Origin of the sequence: Klebsiella sp. AqSCr, assembly GCF_008452795.1 — a bacterium.
In the GTDB taxonomy this organism is placed as follows: Bacteria; Pseudomonadota; Gammaproteobacteria; order Enterobacterales; family Enterobacteriaceae; genus Klebsiella; species Klebsiella pneumoniae.
The window spans coordinates 2,018,513-2,035,874 of the sequence record NZ_MJDM01000005.1 but is presented as its reverse complement, the minus strand read 5'-3'; the positions used below and the strand labels follow the sequence as shown (position 1 = coordinate 2,035,874).

General features: G+C 56.8%; 11 protein-coding genes. 8 read left to right on the top strand and 3 right to left on the bottom strand.

From position 1 onward, the window contains the following. Window positions 1–7: 7 nt before the first annotated feature. Entirely contained in the window at window positions 8–2,758 is a 2,751-nt protein-coding gene (gene barA / locus BHE81_RS13885) for a two-component sensor histidine kinase BarA (RefSeq protein ID WP_004151066.1), read from the bottom strand. Between the two features lie 113 nt (window positions 2,759–2,871). Here barA and rlmD point away from each other — a divergent pair, with 113 nt between their 5' ends. The 5 genes from rlmD to eno all read left to right on the top strand — a co-directional run bounded on the left by rlmD (window position 2,872) and on the right by eno (window position 10,736). Further along, the gene (gene rlmD / locus BHE81_RS13880; RefSeq protein WP_023301525.1) at window positions 2,872–4,176 is read left to right on the top strand and encodes a 23S rRNA (uracil(1939)-C(5))-methyltransferase RlmD; all 1,305 of its coding nucleotides are present in this window, start codon (window positions 2,872–2,874) and stop codon (window positions 4,174–4,176) included. 121 nt (window positions 4,177–4,297) lie between these two features. Further along, a complete protein-coding gene (gene relA, locus BHE81_RS13875) occupies window positions 4,298–6,535 on the top strand; it encodes a GTP diphosphokinase (RefSeq protein WP_002915217.1) in 2,238 nt (745 codons plus the stop codon). Between the two features lie 111 nt (window positions 6,536–6,646). Beyond that, entirely contained in the window at window positions 6,647–7,438 is a 792-nt protein-coding gene (gene mazG, locus BHE81_RS13870) for a nucleoside triphosphate pyrophosphohydrolase (RefSeq protein ID WP_002915215.1), read from the top strand. 280 nt (window positions 7,439–7,718) lie between these two features. Next, complete coding sequence (pyrG, locus tag BHE81_RS13865; protein WP_004142808.1) at window positions 7,719–9,356, top strand: glutamine hydrolyzing CTP synthase; 1,638 nt, start codon at window positions 7,719–7,721, stop codon at window positions 9,354–9,356. An 81-nt stretch (window positions 9,357–9,437) separates the two neighbouring features. Then, window positions 9,438–10,736, top strand: a complete 1,299-nt coding sequence (gene eno / locus BHE81_RS13860; protein ID WP_002915213.1) for a phosphopyruvate hydratase — start codon at window positions 9,438–9,440, stop codon at window positions 10,734–10,736. A 63-nt stretch (window positions 10,737–10,799) separates the two neighbouring features. Here eno and BHE81_RS13855 read toward each other — a convergent pair whose 3' ends face one another. Then, window positions 10,800–11,909 (bottom strand): SDR family oxidoreductase, encoded by a 1,110-nt coding sequence (locus BHE81_RS13855; protein ID WP_021440642.1) that lies wholly within the window; start codon window positions 11,907–11,909, stop codon window positions 10,800–10,802. A gap of 474 nt (window positions 11,910–12,383) precedes the next feature. Here BHE81_RS13855 and queE point away from each other — a divergent pair, with 474 nt between their 5' ends. Next, window positions 12,384–13,055, top strand: a complete 672-nt coding sequence (gene queE / locus BHE81_RS13850) for a 7-carboxy-7-deazaguanine synthase QueE (RefSeq protein ID WP_021440641.1) — start codon at window positions 12,384–12,386, stop codon at window positions 13,053–13,055. Between the two features lie 40 nt (window positions 13,056–13,095). Here the strand turns inward: queE and queD are convergent, their stop codons facing one another. Then, window positions 13,096–13,461, bottom strand: a complete 366-nt coding sequence (gene queD / locus BHE81_RS13845; RefSeq protein ID WP_004174641.1) for a 6-carboxytetrahydropterin synthase QueD — start codon at window positions 13,459–13,461, stop codon at window positions 13,096–13,098. A 316-nt stretch (window positions 13,462–13,777) separates the two neighbouring features. Here queD and cysJ point away from each other — a divergent pair, with 316 nt between their 5' ends. Then, a complete protein-coding gene (cysJ, locus tag BHE81_RS13840) occupies window positions 13,778–15,577 on the top strand; it encodes an NADPH-dependent assimilatory sulfite reductase flavoprotein subunit (RefSeq protein WP_004174642.1) in 1,800 nt (599 codons plus the stop codon). Next, window positions 15,577–17,289: an assimilatory sulfite reductase (NADPH) hemoprotein subunit gene (gene cysI, locus BHE81_RS13835; protein WP_021440639.1), complete on the top strand. Its 1,713-nt coding sequence runs from the start codon at window positions 15,577–15,579 to the stop codon at window positions 17,287–17,289. Before cysJ ends, cysI begins: the two co-directional genes overlap by 1 nt. The last annotated feature ends 73 nt before the right edge of the window (window positions 17,290–17,362 follow it).

The window sequence follows — 17,362 nt, the reverse complement described above, 5'->3', positions numbered from 1 at the left end:
CCGGGGTTTACACCCCCATCCGGCACGCTTCGCGGGCCACATTATCCATCTCATCTAACAGCTCAAGCAGCTCCGGCTCCAGATCCTCGGCGGCGGTGCCTGCCCGCAGCTGACTTTCCAGGGTATGGCACAGCTTTTTCAGCCGCGGCACGCCGCTATAGCTGCAGCTGCCGTGCAGTTTATGGATCAGATCCACCAGCCCTTCCGGCTGCTCGCCCACCAGCTGCTCCTCAACTTTGTTACGCACCTCCGGCATAAAGGCGATCAGCATTTGCAGCATCTCCCGCGCCAGGTCCGGCTTCATGGCCGCCTGGCGCAGCGCCAGCTGCCAGTCGAGCGTTTGATTATGATCGACGATCGGCTCTGCGGGCGGTAGCGACGCCGGAACGACGCTGTGCAGGCCGGGCTGATAGCGCAACAGCAGTGCGTGCAGTTTCTCTTCTTCGATTGGCTTCGCCAGATAGTCGTTCATGCCGGCGCTCAGTAATTTCTCACGCTGGCCCTCCAGGGCGTGCGCGGTGACCGCAATAACCGGGGTTTGCTGATGATGAGACAGGTGATGGATAAGCTCACAGGCGCGGATGCCGTCCATATCCGGCATCTGAATATCCATCAGGATCAGATCCATCTGCAGCTGCTTGGCCTTGTCCACCGCCTGCTGGCCGCTGTCGCAGAGGATCACCTGCTGCACAAGATCATCCAGCAGGGCGCCAATCAGCTTCAGGTTAGCCGGGTTGTCGTCGACGGCCATTACCGTCATTGGCAACTTATGACTGTCGATCTGCATCAGCGGCGCGGAGGCAAGCGCGTGGCTGGTAGCCACCAGCGCCGGTAGCAGACGGGTGGTGGTGAGCGGCTTTAACAGGCAGGCGGCAACGCCGTCGCGCTTCAGGGCTTCGGCGCTGACCTGGGCATGGCACGGCAGGGCCAGCAGTACGTTATCGGACATCGCGCAGGCTTTGGCTAATTTTTCCCGATGCGGCGACAAATCGCGCATTGAAACCGGGATACCGACCAGCAGAATGTCATACTGCGCTTCCGCCAGCGAGGAGAAGGTAGGGCTGTAGATAACCTCCAGCGGCGTAGCGGCCAGCATCTCCAGGGTACACTGCGCCGCCGTCGCGTTGGCTTCCACATAGGCCAGACGTTTGCCGACAAGCCCGTCGGTGTTCAGCGTATCCGGAATGGCGTTCGGGTTGAGATCGAGGCTGATATGGAACCAGAAGGTGGAGCCGCGGTTCGGCTGGCTGTGGAACGAAATATCCCCGCCCATCTCTTTGACCAGACGCTGAGTGATCACCAGCCCGAGCCCGGTGCCGCCGTGGCGGCGTGAAATACTGGCATCGGCCTGACGGAAGGCCTGGAATAGCCGGGACTGGTCGCGCTCGGGGATGCCGATGCCGGTATCGTGGATCTGAATTTCGATCTGTACCCGGGAATTACTGATGGCCCGCTGCTCCACCAGTACGTCGATATTGCCGTGCTCGGTAAATTTGATGGCGTTGCCCACGAGGTTGGTCACAATCTGCTGCAGACGCAGCGGGTCGCCGATAACGTTGTCCGGTACATTGTTCTTAATATTCAGCGTCAGCTCCAGCCCTTTATCGTGCGCGGAATGCGCCAGCAGGGTGACCACTTCATCAAGCGAAGTGCGCAGCAGGAACGGAATACTCTCCAGGATCAGCTTCCCGGCTTCCAGTTTGGAAAAGTCGAGCACGTCATTGATGATCGCCAGCAGATTGTTGGCCGAACGTTCGATGGTGGTCAGGTGGTCGCGCTGCGTAGCGTTGAGATCGGTTTTCAGCGTCAGGCGGGTAAAGCCGATCACCCCATTGAGCGGGGTGCGCAGCTCGTGAGACATATTGGCCAGGAACTCAGACTTAATGCGCGCCGCCTCCTGGGCGCGCTTTTTCGCCAGGTCCAGCTCGACGTTCTGGATCTCCATCTGCTCAAGCGTTTCCCGTAGATCGGAGGTCGCCTGGTCGACGTTGTGTTGCATCTCTTCGTGGTATGCCGCCAGCGACATGGCCATCGAGTTAATGCCATTTTTCAGCATATCCAGTTCGCCGAGCATAAAGCCTTCGACCCGGCTGTCCAGCTGTCCGCGGCGGATGCGGTCGACAGTGTTAACCATATTGCGGATTGGCCCAGTGACGTCGCGCATCAGTCTCCAGCCGAAGATTAACGCGATGCCGATACAGAACAGCATCATTACGCTGGAGATAAAAATCTCTTTGTACTGCTGGAGGCGAACCGATTTTAGATCCAGCTCCAGGGCGACGTAGCCCAGCATATTGCCCGGCATTTTAGCGTCAGATTCGGGTGATTCATCCGGAGAATAGCTTTCCGAGACAATAGGCGTGCGCAGGATCATCATGTCGCCATCGCGGATGACGCTGAGGTGACGGGGGAATGCCTCGCCTTTCGGGATCTGCAGTTCGCTGGGATTGAGCTGGTAATTGGAGGTGACAAATAAGCGGTTATGCGAATCGTACACCGAGATGGCCCGCACGATCTCCGAGTGGCGACGATGCAGAACGCTGATCAGCTGGCCGATGGATTCGCGGTTTTGCAAGTTCATGCCATATTCGCTGGAGACCGCCAGCGGTTCGATAATACTGGCGCCAGCGTCCTCCAGCTGGCGTTGCAGGTCGTTATAACGATGAGCGACAAAGAAAATACTGAGCAACAGTCCTATCAGGACGGTTGGCGCCAGAATCAGAATCATCATGCGAGCACGCAGGCTGTAGTTGGTCATGCGGTTCCATTATGGGAGAATATAGACATCATCGTTCTGTGCAGCGTCGCTGCGCCTCGCGGCGCTGCCGCTCTGAACGAGCTCGTTTTATTTGATTGAGACAACTCTCTACGATGGCGCAATTCTACTCTGCAAAACGGCGTGTGACGACGCGCCAGATCATAACCGTTACAGTCAACGACCTCGATCCCTTTGGTCAGGGTGTTGCCCGCCATCAGGGGAAGGCGCTGTTCGTGAGCGGCGTGCTGCCCCACGAGCAGGCCGAGGTGGTGCTGGTGGAAGATAAAAAACAGTACGCCCGCGCCGAGGTGAAACGCCGACTGACCGACAGCCCGCAGCGCCAGGCGCCGCGCTGCCCCCATTTTGGCGTCTGCGGCGGATGCCAACAACAACATGCCAGCGTTCCGCTTCAGCAGCAAAGTAAACGCGCCGCGCTGGGGCGACTGATGAAGCGCGAGGTAGATGACGTCATCGCCGGCGCGCCGTGGGGCTACCGCCGTCGCGCACGCTTGAGCTTGAATTATCAGCCGAAGACCCAACAATTGCAGATGGGTTTTCGCCAGGCCAACGCCAAAGCGATCGTCGATGTGGTGCAGTGCCCTGTTTTGGTGCCCCAACTTGAGGCATTGCTGCCCGCCGTGCGCGAGTGCTTAAGCGCGCTGAGCGCATTACGCCATCTCGGCCACGTCGAGCTGGTGCAGGCGGACAACGGTCCGCTGATGGTGCTGCGCCATACCGCAACCCTGCCGGCGACAGACAGGGAAAAACTGGAACGCTTTTCGCAAACTCACGGTCTTTCCCTGTACCTCGCGCCACAAAGCGAGATACTGGAGCATATTCATGGCGAAGCGCCATGGTATACCTCAGACGGACTACGCTTAGTGTTCAGCCCGCGGGATTTTATCCAGGTCAACGACGGCGTAAATCAGCAGATGGTGCGTACCGCACTGGAGTGGCTGGATCTGCGGCCAGAGGACCGGGTGCTGGATCTATTCTGCGGGATGGGCAACTTTACCCTGCCGCTGGCGACACGCGCCGCCCATGTGGTGGGCGTGGAAGGGGTGCCGGCGCTGGTGGAGAAGGGGCGGGAAAACGCCGCCCGCAATGGTTTATCAAATGTCACTTTCTTCCATGAAAATCTGGAAGAAGACGTCACCCGTCAGGCCTGGGCGAAGCACGGCTTTGATAAAGTGCTGCTGGACCCGGCCCGCGCCGGCGCGCCGGGCGTGATGCCGCATATAATAAAACTGGCACCGCGGCGGGTGGTGTATGTTTCCTGCAACCCGGCGACGCTGGCGCGAGACAGCGAAACCCTGTTGCAGGCTGGATATCAGATTCAACGCCTGGCGATGCTGGATATGTTCCCGCATACCGGCCATCTGGAATCAATGGTGTTGTTTGAGCGCAGGCTTACATAAGGTCATTCACAACGTCGCAGAAGAGCCACCCTGGCCATGAATGCTGACGCGACCTGCAGGATGACATGTAGAAAGTTGAGGCTTGCCGACTTCGGCAGGCCGGTCCCTTAAGGAGAGGACAATGGTTGCGGTAAGAAGTGCACATCTTAATAAAGCTGGTGAATTTGACCCGAAGAAATGGATCGCGAGTCTGGGAATTTCCAGCCAGCAGTCGTGTGAGCGCTTAGCCGAAACCTGGGATTATTGTCGCGAAAAAACGCAAGGACACCCGCAGGCGGACCTGCTGCTGTGGCGGGGCGTCGAAATGGTGGAGATCCTCTCCACCCTAAGTATGGACATCGATACGCTGCGCGCGGCGCTGCTGTTCCCGCTGGCCGACGGCGAAGTTGTCAGCGAAGAGGTGATGCAGGAGAGCGTAGGTAAATCGGTCGTGACCCTGATTCACGGGGTGCGGGACATGGCCGCTATCCGCCAGCTGAAAGCTACCCATACCGACTCGGTCTCTTCCGAGCAGGTGGATAACATTCGCCGTATGCTGCTGGCGATGGTTGACGATTTCCGCTGCGTGGTCATCAAACTTGCTGAGCGGATCGCGCATCTGCGCGAGGTCAAGGACGCGCCGGAAGATGAGCGCGTTCTTGCGGCGAAAGAGTGCACCAATATCTATGCTCCCCTGGCGAACCGCTTAGGTATCGGCCAGCTGAAGTGGGAGCTGGAAGATTACTGCTTCCGCTATCTGCACCCGGCGGAATACAAGCGCATTGCCAAACTGCTCCACGAGCGCCGTATCGACCGCGAGCATTACATCGAAGAGTTCGTCGGCCACCTGCGCTCGGAGATGAAAGCCGAAGGCGTCAAGGCGGAAGTCTATGGCCGGCCGAAGCATATCTACAGTATCTGGCGCAAAATGCAGAAAAAACACCTCGCTTTCGACGAGCTGTTTGACGTTCGCGCGGTGCGTATTGTGGCTGAGCGTTTGCAGGATTGCTATGCCGCGCTGGGGATCGTCCATACTCACTACCGCCATCTGCCGGATGAATTCGACGACTACGTGGCCAACCCGAAACCCAACGGTTACCAGTCTATCCATACCGTGGTGCTGGGGCCGAGCGGCAAGACGGTGGAGATTCAGATCCGCACCCGGCAGATGCATGAAGATGCCGAGCTGGGCGTGGCCGCACACTGGAAGTACAAAGAGGGCGCGGGAGCCGGCACCAGCGGCGGCCGCGGCTATGAAGACCGTATCGCCTGGCTGCGTAAGCTGATTGCCTGGCAGGAAGAGATGGCCGACTCCGGCGAGATGCTCGACGAAGTGCGCAGCCAGGTCTTCGACGACCGGGTGTATGTCTTTACGCCGAAAGGCGACGTGGTGGACCTGCCTGCGGGGTCGACGCCGCTCGACTTTGCCTATCATATTCACAGCGATGTCGGCCATCGCTGCATCGGCGCCAAAATTGGCGGCCGCATTGTGCCGTTCACCTATCAGCTGCAGATGGGCGATCAGATTGAGATAATCACCCAGAAGCAGCCGAACCCAAGCCGCGACTGGCTGAACCCGAACCTTGGCTACGTGACCACCAGCCGTGGACGCTCCAAAATTCACGCCTGGTTCCGTAAACAGGATCGCGATAAAAACATTCTCGCCGGGCGGCAGATCCTTGACGATGAGCTCGAGCATCTGGGCATCAGCCTGAAGGATGCCGAGAAACATCTGCTGCCGCGCTACAACTTTAATGAACTGGATGAACTGCTGGCGGCTATCGGCGGCGGCGATATTCGCCTTAACCAGATGGTCAACTTCCTGCAGGCGCAGTTCAATAAACCTAGCGCCGCCGAGCAGGATGCGGCCGCGCTGAAGCAACTGCAGCAGAAAACCTACACGCCGCAAAATCGCACCAAGGACAATGGCCGGGTAGTGGTGGAAGGGGTAGGCAACCTGATGCACCATATTGCCCGCTGCTGCCAGCCAATCCCGGGCGACGAGATCGTCGGCTTTATCACCCAGGGGCGCGGGATCTCCGTGCATCGCGCGGACTGCGATCAGCTGGCTGAACTGCAGTCGCATGCTCCGGAGCGCATCGTCGATGCGGTATGGGGCGAAAGCTACTCGGCGGGCTACTCGCTGGTGGTCAGGGTGGAGGCGAACGATCGCAGCGGTTTACTGCGCGATATCACTACCATCCTCGCCAATGAGAAGGTGAACGTGCTGGGCGTCGCCAGCCGCAGCGATACCCGTCAGCAGCTGGCAACCATCGATATGACCATCGAGATTTACAACCTGCAGGTGCTGGGCCGGGTGCTCGGTAAGCTCAACCAGGTGCCGGATGTGATCGACGCGCGCCGTCTGCACGGCGGTTAATTCGTCTGTAGGCCGGATAAGGCGAAGCCGCCATCCGGCAATTTCGCAACGTCGGATAAGGTCTAAACGCCTTATCCGGCCGACTATTTTTAAAATTTCCAGGATTGTCACATGACTCAAATTGACCGCTTGCTCGGCATCATGCGCCGCCTGCGCGACCCGGAAAACGGCTGCCCATGGGATAAAGAGCAGACCTTTGCCACCATCGCCCCTTACACCCTTGAGGAGACCTACGAGGTCCTCGATGCTATCCAGCGGGAAGATTTTGACGATCTGCGCGGTGAGCTGGGCGATCTGCTGTTCCAGGTGGTGTTCTATGCGCAAATGGCGCAGGAAGAGGGACGCTTTAACTTTGACGATATCTGCGCCGCCATCAGCGACAAGCTGGAGCGTCGCCACCCGCATATCTTCGGCGAGGCATCGGCGGGCAATAGCACGGAAGTCCTGGCCCGCTGGGAGCAAATCAAAAGCGCGGAGCGAGCGGAAAAAGCCCAGCATTCGGCCCTGGACGATATTCCCCATAGCCTGCCGGCGCTGATGCGCGCGCATAAAATCCAGCGCCGCTGCTCGGCAGTGGGTTTCGACTGGACCTCGCTGGGCCCGGTGCTCGACAAAGTGCATGAAGAAATTGATGAAGTGATGCATGAAGCGCAGCAGGCGGTGGTGGATGAAGCAAAACTGGAAGAGGAAGTGGGCGATCTGCTGTTTGCCACGGTGAATTTATCCCGTCATTTGGGCGTCAAAGCCGAGGTGGCGCTGCAGAAAGCAAACCTCAAATTTGAGCGTCGTTTCCGCGAGGTCGAGCGTATTGTCGCCGCCCGCGGCCTGGAAATGACCGGCGTCGACCTCGATACCATGGAAGAAGTGTGGCAGGAAGTAAAACGCCAGGAAACTGATCTCTAACGGATTTTCGTGATCAAGCGCGATTTGTGTGATTTTATAAATAACAAGCGCTTGATTTACGTCAAAAACATTTCGCCAAAAGCGTCTATTTTCTCTTTCCGTTATGTCGTTGAAACACCATGTAGCCTGCCTCTTCGAGTTGTTCGAGTCGCAACACAGGTGCAACTTGAAGAACGAAGGGGAGGGGAAGAATGAAAGTTTGTGGCGTCACGCATGTTCGGGTATACTACTTTCCCGTCCTGGTTATTCCATCGTTTTACCCTAACTTCTCAGGTTCAGCATGACAACGAACTATATTTTTGTGACCGGCGGGGTCGTATCCTCTCTGGGTAAAGGCATTGCCGCAGCCTCCCTGGCAGCCATTCTTGAAGCCCGTGGTCTCAACGTGACCATCATGAAACTGGATCCGTATATCAACGTCGATCCGGGCACCATGAGCCCAATCCAGCATGGGGAAGTGTTCGTTACTGAAGACGGCGCAGAAACCGATCTGGACCTGGGCCACTATGAGCGTTTTATCCGCACCAAGATGACGCGCCGCAATAACTTCACCACCGGCCGTATCTACTCCGACGTGCTGCGCAAAGAGCGCCGTGGCGACTACCTGGGCGCGACCGTTCAGGTTATCCCGCACATCACCAACGCTATCAAAGAGCGCGTACTGGCGGGCGGCGAAGGCCATGACGTCGTGCTGGTGGAAATCGGCGGTACCGTAGGCGATATCGAATCCCTGCCGTTCCTCGAAGCGATTCGTCAGATGGCGGTAGAGATCGGCCGCGAGCATACCCTGTTCATGCACCTGACTCTGGTGCCGTACATGGCCGCCGCGGGCGAAGTCAAAACCAAGCCGACCCAGCACTCCGTAAAAGAGCTGCTCTCCATCGGTATTCAGCCTGATATTCTGATCTGCCGCTCCGATCGCGCGGTTCCGGCCAACGAACGAGCCAAAATTGCTTTGTTCTGTAACGTTCCGGAAAAGGCTGTGATTTCTCTGAAAGACGTCGATTCCATTTATAAAATTCCGGGCCTGTTGAAATCTCAGGGGCTGGACGATTATATTTGTAAACGATTCAGCTTAACTTGTCCGGAAGCAAACCTGGCCGAATGGGAACAGGTAATCTATGAAGAAGCTAATCCGGCAGGCGAAGTCACCATCGGTATGGTCGGTAAGTACATTGAACTGCCGGATGCCTACAAGTCGGTGATTGAAGCGCTGAAACACGGCGGTCTGAAAAATCGCGTTACCGTCAACATCAAGCTGATCGATTCGCAGGATGTGGAAACGCGCGGCGTCGAAATCCTCAAGGATTTAGACGCTATCCTGATCCCGGGCGGCTTCGGCTACCGCGGCGTTGAAGGCAAGATCGCCACCGCGCGCTATGCGCGTGAAAACAATATTCCTTATCTGGGCATCTGCCTGGGTATGCAGGTTGCGCTGATTGAGTTCGCGCGTAACGTAGCGGGTATGGAAAACGCCAACTCGACGGAATTTGTGCCAGACTGTAAATACCCGGTCGTGGCCCTGATTACCGAATGGCGTGACGAAGATGGCAACGTTGAAGTCCGCTCTGAGAAGAGCGATCTGGGCGGCACCATGCGCCTGGGCGCGCAGCAGTGCCAGCTGAGTGATGATTCTCTGGTACGCCAGCTTTACGGCGAGCCGACCATCACCGAGCGTCATCGTCACCGCTACGAAGTCAACAACATGTTGTTGAAACCGATTGAAGCTGCCGGTCTGCGCGTTGCGGGCCGTTCCGGGGATGATCAGTTGGTCGAGATCATCGAAGTGCCGAACCATCCGTGGTTTGTGGCCTGCCAGTTCCACCCGGAGTTTACTTCGACGCCGCGTGATGGACACCCGCTGTTTGCCGGCTTTGTGAAAGCCGCGAGCGAGTACCAGAAACGCCAGGCGAAGTAAAAAGAGTTTGAACGGCAATGCACCCATCCGGGTGCATTGTTTGTCTGGAGTTTTAGTTTAACTTGTACTGAGGAAAACCTAATGTCCAAAATCGTTAAAGTCATCGGTCGTGAAATCATCGACTCCCGTGGTAACCCGACTGTTGAAGCCGAAGTACACCTGGAAGGTGGTTTCGTCGGTATGGCAGCTGCTCCGTCAGGTGCTTCTACTGGTTCCCGCGAAGCGCTGGAACTGCGCGATGGCGACAAATCCCGTTTCCTGGGTAAAGGCGTAACCAAAGCTGTTGCTGCGGTAAACGGCCCGATCGCTCAGGCAATCCTGGGCAAAGATGCTAAAGATCAGGCTGGCATCGACAAGATCATGATCGACCTGGACGGTACTGAAAACAAATCTAACTTCGGTGCGAACGCTATCCTGGCCGTTTCTCTGGCGAACGCCAAAGCAGCTGCTGCGTCCAAAGGCCTGCCGCTGTACGCGCACATCGCTGAACTGAACGGCACTCCGGGCAAATACTCCATGCCGGTTCCGATGATGAACATCATCAACGGCGGTGAGCACGCTGACAACAACGTCGACATCCAGGAATTCATGATTCAGCCGGTTGGCGCGCCGACCCTGAAAGAAGCAGTACGCATGGGTTCTGAAGTGTTCCATCACCTGGCGAAAGTGCTGAAGTCCAAAGGCATGAACACTGCCGTTGGTGACGAAGGCGGCTACGCGCCGAACCTGGGTTCCAACGCCGAAGCGCTGGCTGTTATCGCTGAAGCGGTTAAAGCTGCAGGCTACGAGCTGGGCAAAGACATCACCCTGGCGATGGACTGCGCGGCGTCTGAATTCTACAAAGATGGTAAATACGTTCTGGCTGGCGAAGGCAACAAAGCGTTCACCTCTGAAGAGTTCACTCACTTCCTGGAAGAGCTGACCAAACAGTACCCGATCGTCTCCATCGAAGATGGTCTGGACGAATCTGACTGGGAAGGTTTCGCTTACCAGACCAAAGTACTGGGCGACAAAATCCAGCTGGTTGGTGACGACCTGTTCGTAACCAACACCAAGATCCTGAAAGAAGGCATCGAAAAAGGCATCGCTAACTCCATCCTGATCAAGTTCAACCAGATCGGTTCTCTGACCGAAACTCTGGCTGCTATCAAGATGGCGAAAGACGCTGGCTACACCGCTGTTATCTCTCACCGTTCTGGCGAAACTGAAGACGCTACCATTGCCGACCTGGCTGTTGGTACCGCTGCAGGCCAGATCAAAACTGGTTCTATGAGCCGTTCTGACCGCGTTGCTAAATACAACCAGCTGATTCGTATCGAAGAAGCGCTGGGTGAGCAAGCGCCGTTCAACGGTCGTAAAGAGATCAAAGGTCAGGCTTAATCCTGTCCTTGTGAAATAATCATGCCAGCCTTCGGGCTGGCATTTTTTTTACGCCTGCGGCCATTATTTAAAGTCGACGGCCATTTGCTGAGGGATCGACAACCCGCGGGTGGTTTCCACGCAGCGGTCGATGTAATCGGTAAAGCGCGGCGGTTTTGGCATCCCCATGCTCAGCAGCTTGTCGTTACTAAAGCGCACGTTCAGGGTGGCGAATGCGCCGTATAAGCGCATGGCTTTCAGCATCAGCCGCTCATTGCATGGCCCAAATATCCCTTTCAGTTCGCGTCTCATTTTGACCAGCGTGTCATAGCTGACCTGGGCGTACTTATCCCCCACCGGCGCCTGCTCCAGGGCCTGAGCCATCGCCCGGTCGATTTCGGCAAACTTCACGCTGTTCTCTTCGCCAGCAGAGATATGCACCACCTCGCCGTGAGCCAGAGGCTGGTTAAGCAGCATTAGCAGGGCGTCGGCGCAGTAGTCCACCGGGATAACGTCAATTCGGTCCTCCATGGAGCACATGAATTTCTGCAGCATCAGCCCCATGCTGAACACCCAGAAAATACTGCTGGAAGGCCGGCAGCCGTGATGGGTATGACCCACCACGATAGAGGGGCGGGCAATTACCAGCGGTAGCGTAGGGCACTGCTGCTGCATCAGCTGCTCGATGGTCGACTTCGAGTGGGTATATTCCACCAGGTGCTCAGCGCGTTCCCGAAACTCCGCGCTTTCGGCGACCAGTGAATCCGGTTCAGGCGAACATGACATCGCCGTACCGACGTGCAGAAAGCGCTGCAGACCCGTCACCTGCGCCATACGTTGCGCCAGGCGCAGCGTGCCCTCAACGTTAACCTTCCAGATAAGCGGGTTGCTGCCAAATGAGGCGACAGCGGCGCAGTTGAGGACATGGGTGACCTGCTCAAGGCGCGGATCGTTAAGAAAATGCTCCGGAGAGGCGAGATCGCCCAGCAGGATATGCTGCTGGCGCAACATCGCCAGCTTCTCCTCGGCGATGTTGAACTTACGCATGTTCTCTTTAACCCGTTCGAGGCCAGCCTCGGGGCTATCAGCACGTACCAGCAGCAGCAGATCTAACCGGGTTTCCTGATGGAGTATTTTCTCTAACGCGGCACCGCCCAGAAACCCCGTAACGCCGGTAATTAATAATGTGGTCATAAACGCTATCTCATTATGGTTGGTCTGCGGGATTCTAGGCGGGCAAAAGTAAACGACAATTAAATAAAAAAGGGGCCCGATCAGGGCTTTATTAAGACCAGTTTAAGGTTATTATTACCGGGGGATAGAATTGGACTCGCAGATCGGCCAGATAATTCACTCTTTCATGTATCAGTTTGTACATTACTGTATTTTAAGGTTTTTTATTTTGGTTCTTGGACCTTTTATTTTATCCTGAATGACAGGAATAACATTTTTTGTTACATATTTCCCCCCGCGCGTCAGAATGCTATTTATTTTAATTCTTATCATGCTAATAAACTAAGCCAAAAGAAAAGATTGCCTTTTTAATCAATAATATTATTCCCGACACGGATATTGACGGAGGGGTAAAAAAGCGATCGCAGCGCAGGACAAGACCTGGGCAGCGAAATCTGCGATAATGAACGTTTATCACCCTAAACAGAGATGACTATGCAGTACCCGATTAACGAGATGTTCCAGACCCTGCAAGGCGAGGGTTACTTCACCGGCGTGCCTGCCATCTTTATTCGTCTGCAGGGATGCCCGGTAGGATGCGCGTGGTGTGACACCAAGCATACCTGGGACAAGCTGGCCGATCGGGAAGTGTCGTTGTTCAGCATCCTGGCGAAAACCAAAGAGAGCGACAAGTGGGGCCCGGCAAGCAGCGAGGATCTGCTGGCGATTATTGGGCGGCAGGGGTGGACTGCCCGCCACGTGGTCATTACCGGCGGTGAGCCCTGCATTCATGATTTAACGCAGTTAACCTCGCTTCTGGAACAAAACGGCTTTAGCTGTCAGATTGAAACCAGCGGCACCCATGAAGTACGCTGCAGCCCCAATACCTGGGTGACGGTTTCCCCGAAGGTCAACATGCGCGGTGGCTATGACGTGCTGTCTCAGGCCCTGCAGCGGGCGGATGAGATCAAGCATCCGGTAGGGCGCGTCCGCGACATAGAAGCGCTGGACGAACTGCTGGAAACGCTGAGCGATGACAAACCGCGGATCATCGCCCTGCAGCCGATCAGTCAGAAAGAAGATGCGACGCGCCTGTGTATCGACACCTGCATCGCCCGCAACTGGCGCCTGTCCATGCAGACGCACAAGTATCTGAATATTGCCTGATAAAAAAGCCCGGCAGCGTACTGACCGGGCTTTTTATCGCTTACTCGCCGCGATAGACGCAGCCGGCGGTGCAGGTCTCTTTGACCATCACGGCGCTCAGCAGCGGCACCCGCGGTTTCATCTCATCCCAGATCCATTTGGCCAGCACTTCGCTGGTGGGGTTTTCCAGACCAGGAATATCGTTCAGATAATAGTGGTCGAGGCGATCGTATGTCGGCTTAAAGGCGGCCTTCAGCTCGGCAAAATCCATGATCCACCCGGTATGGGGATCGACTTCACCGGTGATCTCCAGACGCACCATAAAGGAGTGGCCATGCAGGCGACCGCATTTGTGTCCTTCCGGGACGTGCGGCAGGTGGTGGGCGGCTTCGAAGGTGAAATCTTTAAACAGCGTGGTGGACATCATTGACTCTCAACAGGACGAAAAAAACCGCCGTAGGGTACCGGAAAGTACATTTTTTCGCATTAACTAAAACGGCCGTGAACAGAAAATGGACATGTTTATCTGCTTTATTTGATTTAATCTCTTATATTTCAATCTCTTATTTAATCGATTTTGTTGTTAATAACTACAACTAAAACAGGTTAGTCCATTTGGTTATTTATTATTTCCATCCCTTCTTTAATTGTTACTATGCCCGCCGTTAACCTTCTATTCTCTTCTGTTTTTGTCGCGCTGACAGGGTGCGAATAACAGCTTTGCTTACTGGAACAAACGACGCATGACGACACAGGCCCCACCTTCCAACTTGCTGCCGCTCAACCCGGAGCAACTGGCGCGCCTTCAGGCGGCCACCACTGACTTCACGCCCACTCAGCTCGCCTGGGTATCTGGCTATTTCTGGGGCGTGCTGAATCAGCAGTCCGGCACGGCGGTAGCCGCCCCCGCCCCGGCCGCCGAGGTACCGACGATCACGCTGATTTCCGCCTCGCAAACCGGCAACGCCCGCCGCGTCGCCGAAGCGCTGCGTGACGATCTGCTGGCGGCGAAGCTGAACGTGAAGCTGGTGAATGCAGGCGATTATAAATTCAAACAAATTGCTGCGGAAAAACTGCTGGTGGTTGTAACGTCCACCCAGGGGGAAGGAGAGCCGCCGGAAGAAGCGGTCGCATTGCATAAGTTCCTGTTCTCTAAGAAAGCGCCGAAGCTGGACGGGACCGCGTTCGCCGTCTTTGGTCTCGGCGATACCTCTTATGAATTTTTCTGCCAGTCCGGCAAAGATTTCGACAACAAGCTGGCCGAGCTCGGCGCGGAACGTCTGCTCGATCGCGTCGACGCCGACGTTGAATATCAGGCCGCGGCCGCTGAATGGCGCGCGCGAGTGGTTGAGGCGCTGAAGGCCCGTGCGCCGGTCGCTGCGCCCGCTCAGCTGGCCACCAGCGGCGCGGTGAACGATATTCACACCAGCCCATATACCAAAGAAGCGCCCCTGACGGCGACCCTGTCGGTCAATCAGAAAATCACCGGCCGCAATTCAGAAAAAGATGTGCGCCATATCGAAATAGACCTCGGTGATTCCGGTCTGCGCTATCAGCCGGGCGACGCCCTGGGCGTCTGGTACCAGAACGATCCTCAGCTGGTGAAAGAGCTGGTGGAGCTGCTGTGGCTGAAAGGCGACGAGCCGGTGACCGTTGAGGGTAAAACTCTGCCGTTGTCGGAAGCCCTGCAGTGGCACTTTGAGCTGACGGTTAACACCGCGACTATCGTTGAAAACTACGCCACCCTGACGCGCAGCGAATCGCTGCTGCCGCTGGTGGGCGATAAAGCTCAGTTGCAGCAGTATGCCGCCGCGACGCCGATCGTCGATATGGTCCGTTTCTCTCCGGCGCAGCTGGACGCTGAGGCGTTAATCGGTCTGCTGCGTCCGCTGACGCCGCGCCTGTATTCTATTGCTTCCTCACAGGCGGAAGTGGAGAGCGAGGTGCATGTCACCGTGGGCGTGGTGCGCTATGAAATTGAAGGCCGCGCCCGGGCTGGCGGCGCCTCCAGCTTCCTCGCCGACCGCGTGGAAGAGGATGGCGAAGTCCGTGTCTTTATCGAACACAACGACAACTTCCGTCTGCCAGCCAACCCGGAGACCCCGGTGATCATGATTGGCCCGGGCACCGGTATTGCGCCGTTCCGCGCCTTTATGCAGCAGCGCGCTGCGGACGGAGCGCAAGGCAAGAACTGGTTGTTCTTCGGCAACCCGCACTTCACCGAAGATTTCCTCTATCAGGTGGAGTGGCAGAGCTATGTGAAGGAAGGTCTGCTGACCCGTATCGATCTGGCCTGGTCCCGCGATCAACAACAAAAAATCTATGTGCAGGACAAACTGCGCGAGCAGGGGGCCGAGCTGTGGCGCTGGATCAATGACGGCGCCCACATTTATGTCTGCGGCGACGCCAATCGTATGGCGAAGGACGTGGAAAACACCTTACTGGAAGTGATTGCCGAATACGGCGCGATGGACGCCGAAGCGGCGGACGAATTTTTAAGTGAGCTGCGCGTTGAGCGCCGTTATCAGCGAGATGTCTACTAATGAGCGAAAAACATCCGGGGCCTTTAGTGGTCGAAGGTAAACTGAGCGATGCCGAGCGCATGAAGCTTGAGAGCAATTACCTGCGCGGCACCATTGCGGAAGATTTAAACGACGGTCTGACCGGCGGTTTTAAAGGCGATAACTTCCTGCTGATCCGTTTCCACGGCATGTACCAGCAGGACGATCGCGATATCCGCGCGGAACGCGCCGCCCAGAAGCTGGAGCCGCGCCATGCGATGCTGCTCCGCTGCCGTCTGCCGGGCGGAGTGATCACCACCACCCAGTGGAAGGCGATCGATAAGTTTGCCGCGGACAACACCATTTACGGCAGTATTCGCCTGACCAACCGGCAGACCTTTCAGTTCCACGGCATTCTGAAAAAGAACGTCAAGCCGGTGCATCAGATGCTGCACTCGGTGGGGCTGGACGCGCTGGCCACCGCCAACGATATGAACCGTAACGTGCTGTGCACCTCCAACCCCTACGAGTCGCAGCTGCACGCTGAGGCCTACGAGTGGGCGAAAAAGATCTCCGAGCATCTGCTGCCGCGTACCCGCGCTTATGCCGAGATCTGGCTGGATCAGAAAAAGGTCGCCACTACCGACGAAGAGCCGATCCTCGGCCAGACCTATCTGCCGCGTAAGTTTAAAACCACGGTGGTGATCCCGCCGCAGAACGATATCGATCTGCACGCCAACGACATGAACTTCGTGGCGATCGCCGAAAACGGCAAGCTGGTGGGCTTTAACCTGCTGGTGGGCGGCGGTCTCTCTATCGAACATGGTAACAAAAAAACCTACGCCCGCACGGCGAGCGAATTCGGTTATCTGCCGCTGGAGCATACTCTGGCGGTGGCGGAAGCGGTTGTGACCACCCAGCGCGACTGGGGCAACCGTACCGACCGTAAGAATGCGAAAACCAAGTACACCCTTGAGCGCGTCGGTGTCGAAACCTTCAAAGCGGAAGTGGAGCGCCGGGCAGGCATTAAGTTTGAGCCGATCCGCCCGTACGAATTTACCGGCCGCGGCGATCGCATCGGCTGGGTGAAGGGGATTGATGATAAGTGGCACCTGACGCTGTTTATTGAAAACGGCCGCATTCTCGATTATCCGGGTCGTCCGCTGAAGACTGGCCTGCTGGAGATTGCTAAGGTCCATCAAGGCGAATTCCGCATCACCGCTAACCAGAACCTGATTGTCGCCAGCGTACCGGAAGATCAGAAGGCGCGGATCGAGAAGCTCGCGCGGGATCATGGCCTGATGAATGCCGTCACCCCGCAGCGCGAAAACTCGATGGCCTGCGTCTCCTTCCCGACCTGTCCGCTGGCGATGGCGGAAGCCGAGCGTTTCCTGCCGTCGTTTATCGACAAGGTGGAAGGGGTGATGAGCAAGCACGGCGTGAGCGATGAGCATATCGTCACCCGCGTCACCGGCTGCCCGAACGGCTGCGGCCGCGCGATGCTGGCGGAAGTGGGACTGGTGGGCAAAGCGCCGGGCCGCTATAACCTGCACATCGGCGGTAACCGCAACGGCACCCGCATCCCGCGGATGTATCGGGAGAATATTACCGAGTCGGAAATTCTCGACTCGCTAGACGAACTGGTAGGGCGCTGGGCGAAAGAGCGCGAAGCGGGTGAAGGCTTCGGCGATTTTACGGTGCGTGCGGGCATCATTCGCCCGGTGCTCGACCCAGCCCGCGATTTCTGGGAATAACATCCTGGTGCCCGGTGGCGCGTAGCGATCCGGGCCAGCGAAACCCGTAGGCCGGACGAACGCAGTGTCGTCC

What these genes read in the sequence shown, in the direction of transcription:
- relA (WP_002915217.1), top strand. Translation starts at nt 4,298, where the DNA reads ATGGTTGCGGTAAGAAGTGCACATCTTAATAAAGCTGGTGAATTTGAC.
- cysJ (WP_004174642.1), top strand. Translation starts at nt 13,778, where the DNA reads ATGACGACACAGGCCCCACCTTCCAACTTGCTGCCGCTCAACCCGGAG.
- eno (WP_002915213.1), top strand. Translation starts at nt 9,438, where the DNA reads ATGTCCAAAATCGTTAAAGTCATCGGTCGTGAAATCATCGACTCCCGT.
- pyrG (WP_004142808.1), top strand. Translation starts at nt 7,719, where the DNA reads ATGACAACGAACTATATTTTTGTGACCGGCGGGGTCGTATCCTCTCTG.
- cysI (WP_021440639.1), top strand. Translation starts at nt 15,577, where the DNA reads ATGAGCGAAAAACATCCGGGGCCTTTAGTGGTCGAAGGTAAACTGAGC.
- barA (WP_004151066.1), bottom strand. Translation starts at nt 2,758, where the DNA reads ATGACCAACTACAGCCTGCGTGCTCGCATGATGATTCTGATTCTGGCG.
- mazG (WP_002915215.1), top strand. Translation starts at nt 6,647, where the DNA reads ATGACTCAAATTGACCGCTTGCTCGGCATCATGCGCCGCCTGCGCGAC.
- rlmD (WP_023301525.1), top strand. Translation starts at nt 2,872, where the DNA reads ATGGCGCAATTCTACTCTGCAAAACGGCGTGTGACGACGCGCCAGATC.
- queE (WP_021440641.1), top strand. Translation starts at nt 12,384, where the DNA reads ATGCAGTACCCGATTAACGAGATGTTCCAGACCCTGCAAGGCGAGGGT.
- queD (WP_004174641.1), bottom strand. Translation starts at nt 13,461, where the DNA reads ATGATGTCCACCACGCTGTTTAAAGATTTCACCTTCGAAGCCGCCCAC.
- BHE81_RS13855 (WP_021440642.1), bottom strand. Translation starts at nt 11,909, where the DNA reads ATGACCACATTATTAATTACCGGCGTTACGGGGTTTCTGGGCGGTGCC.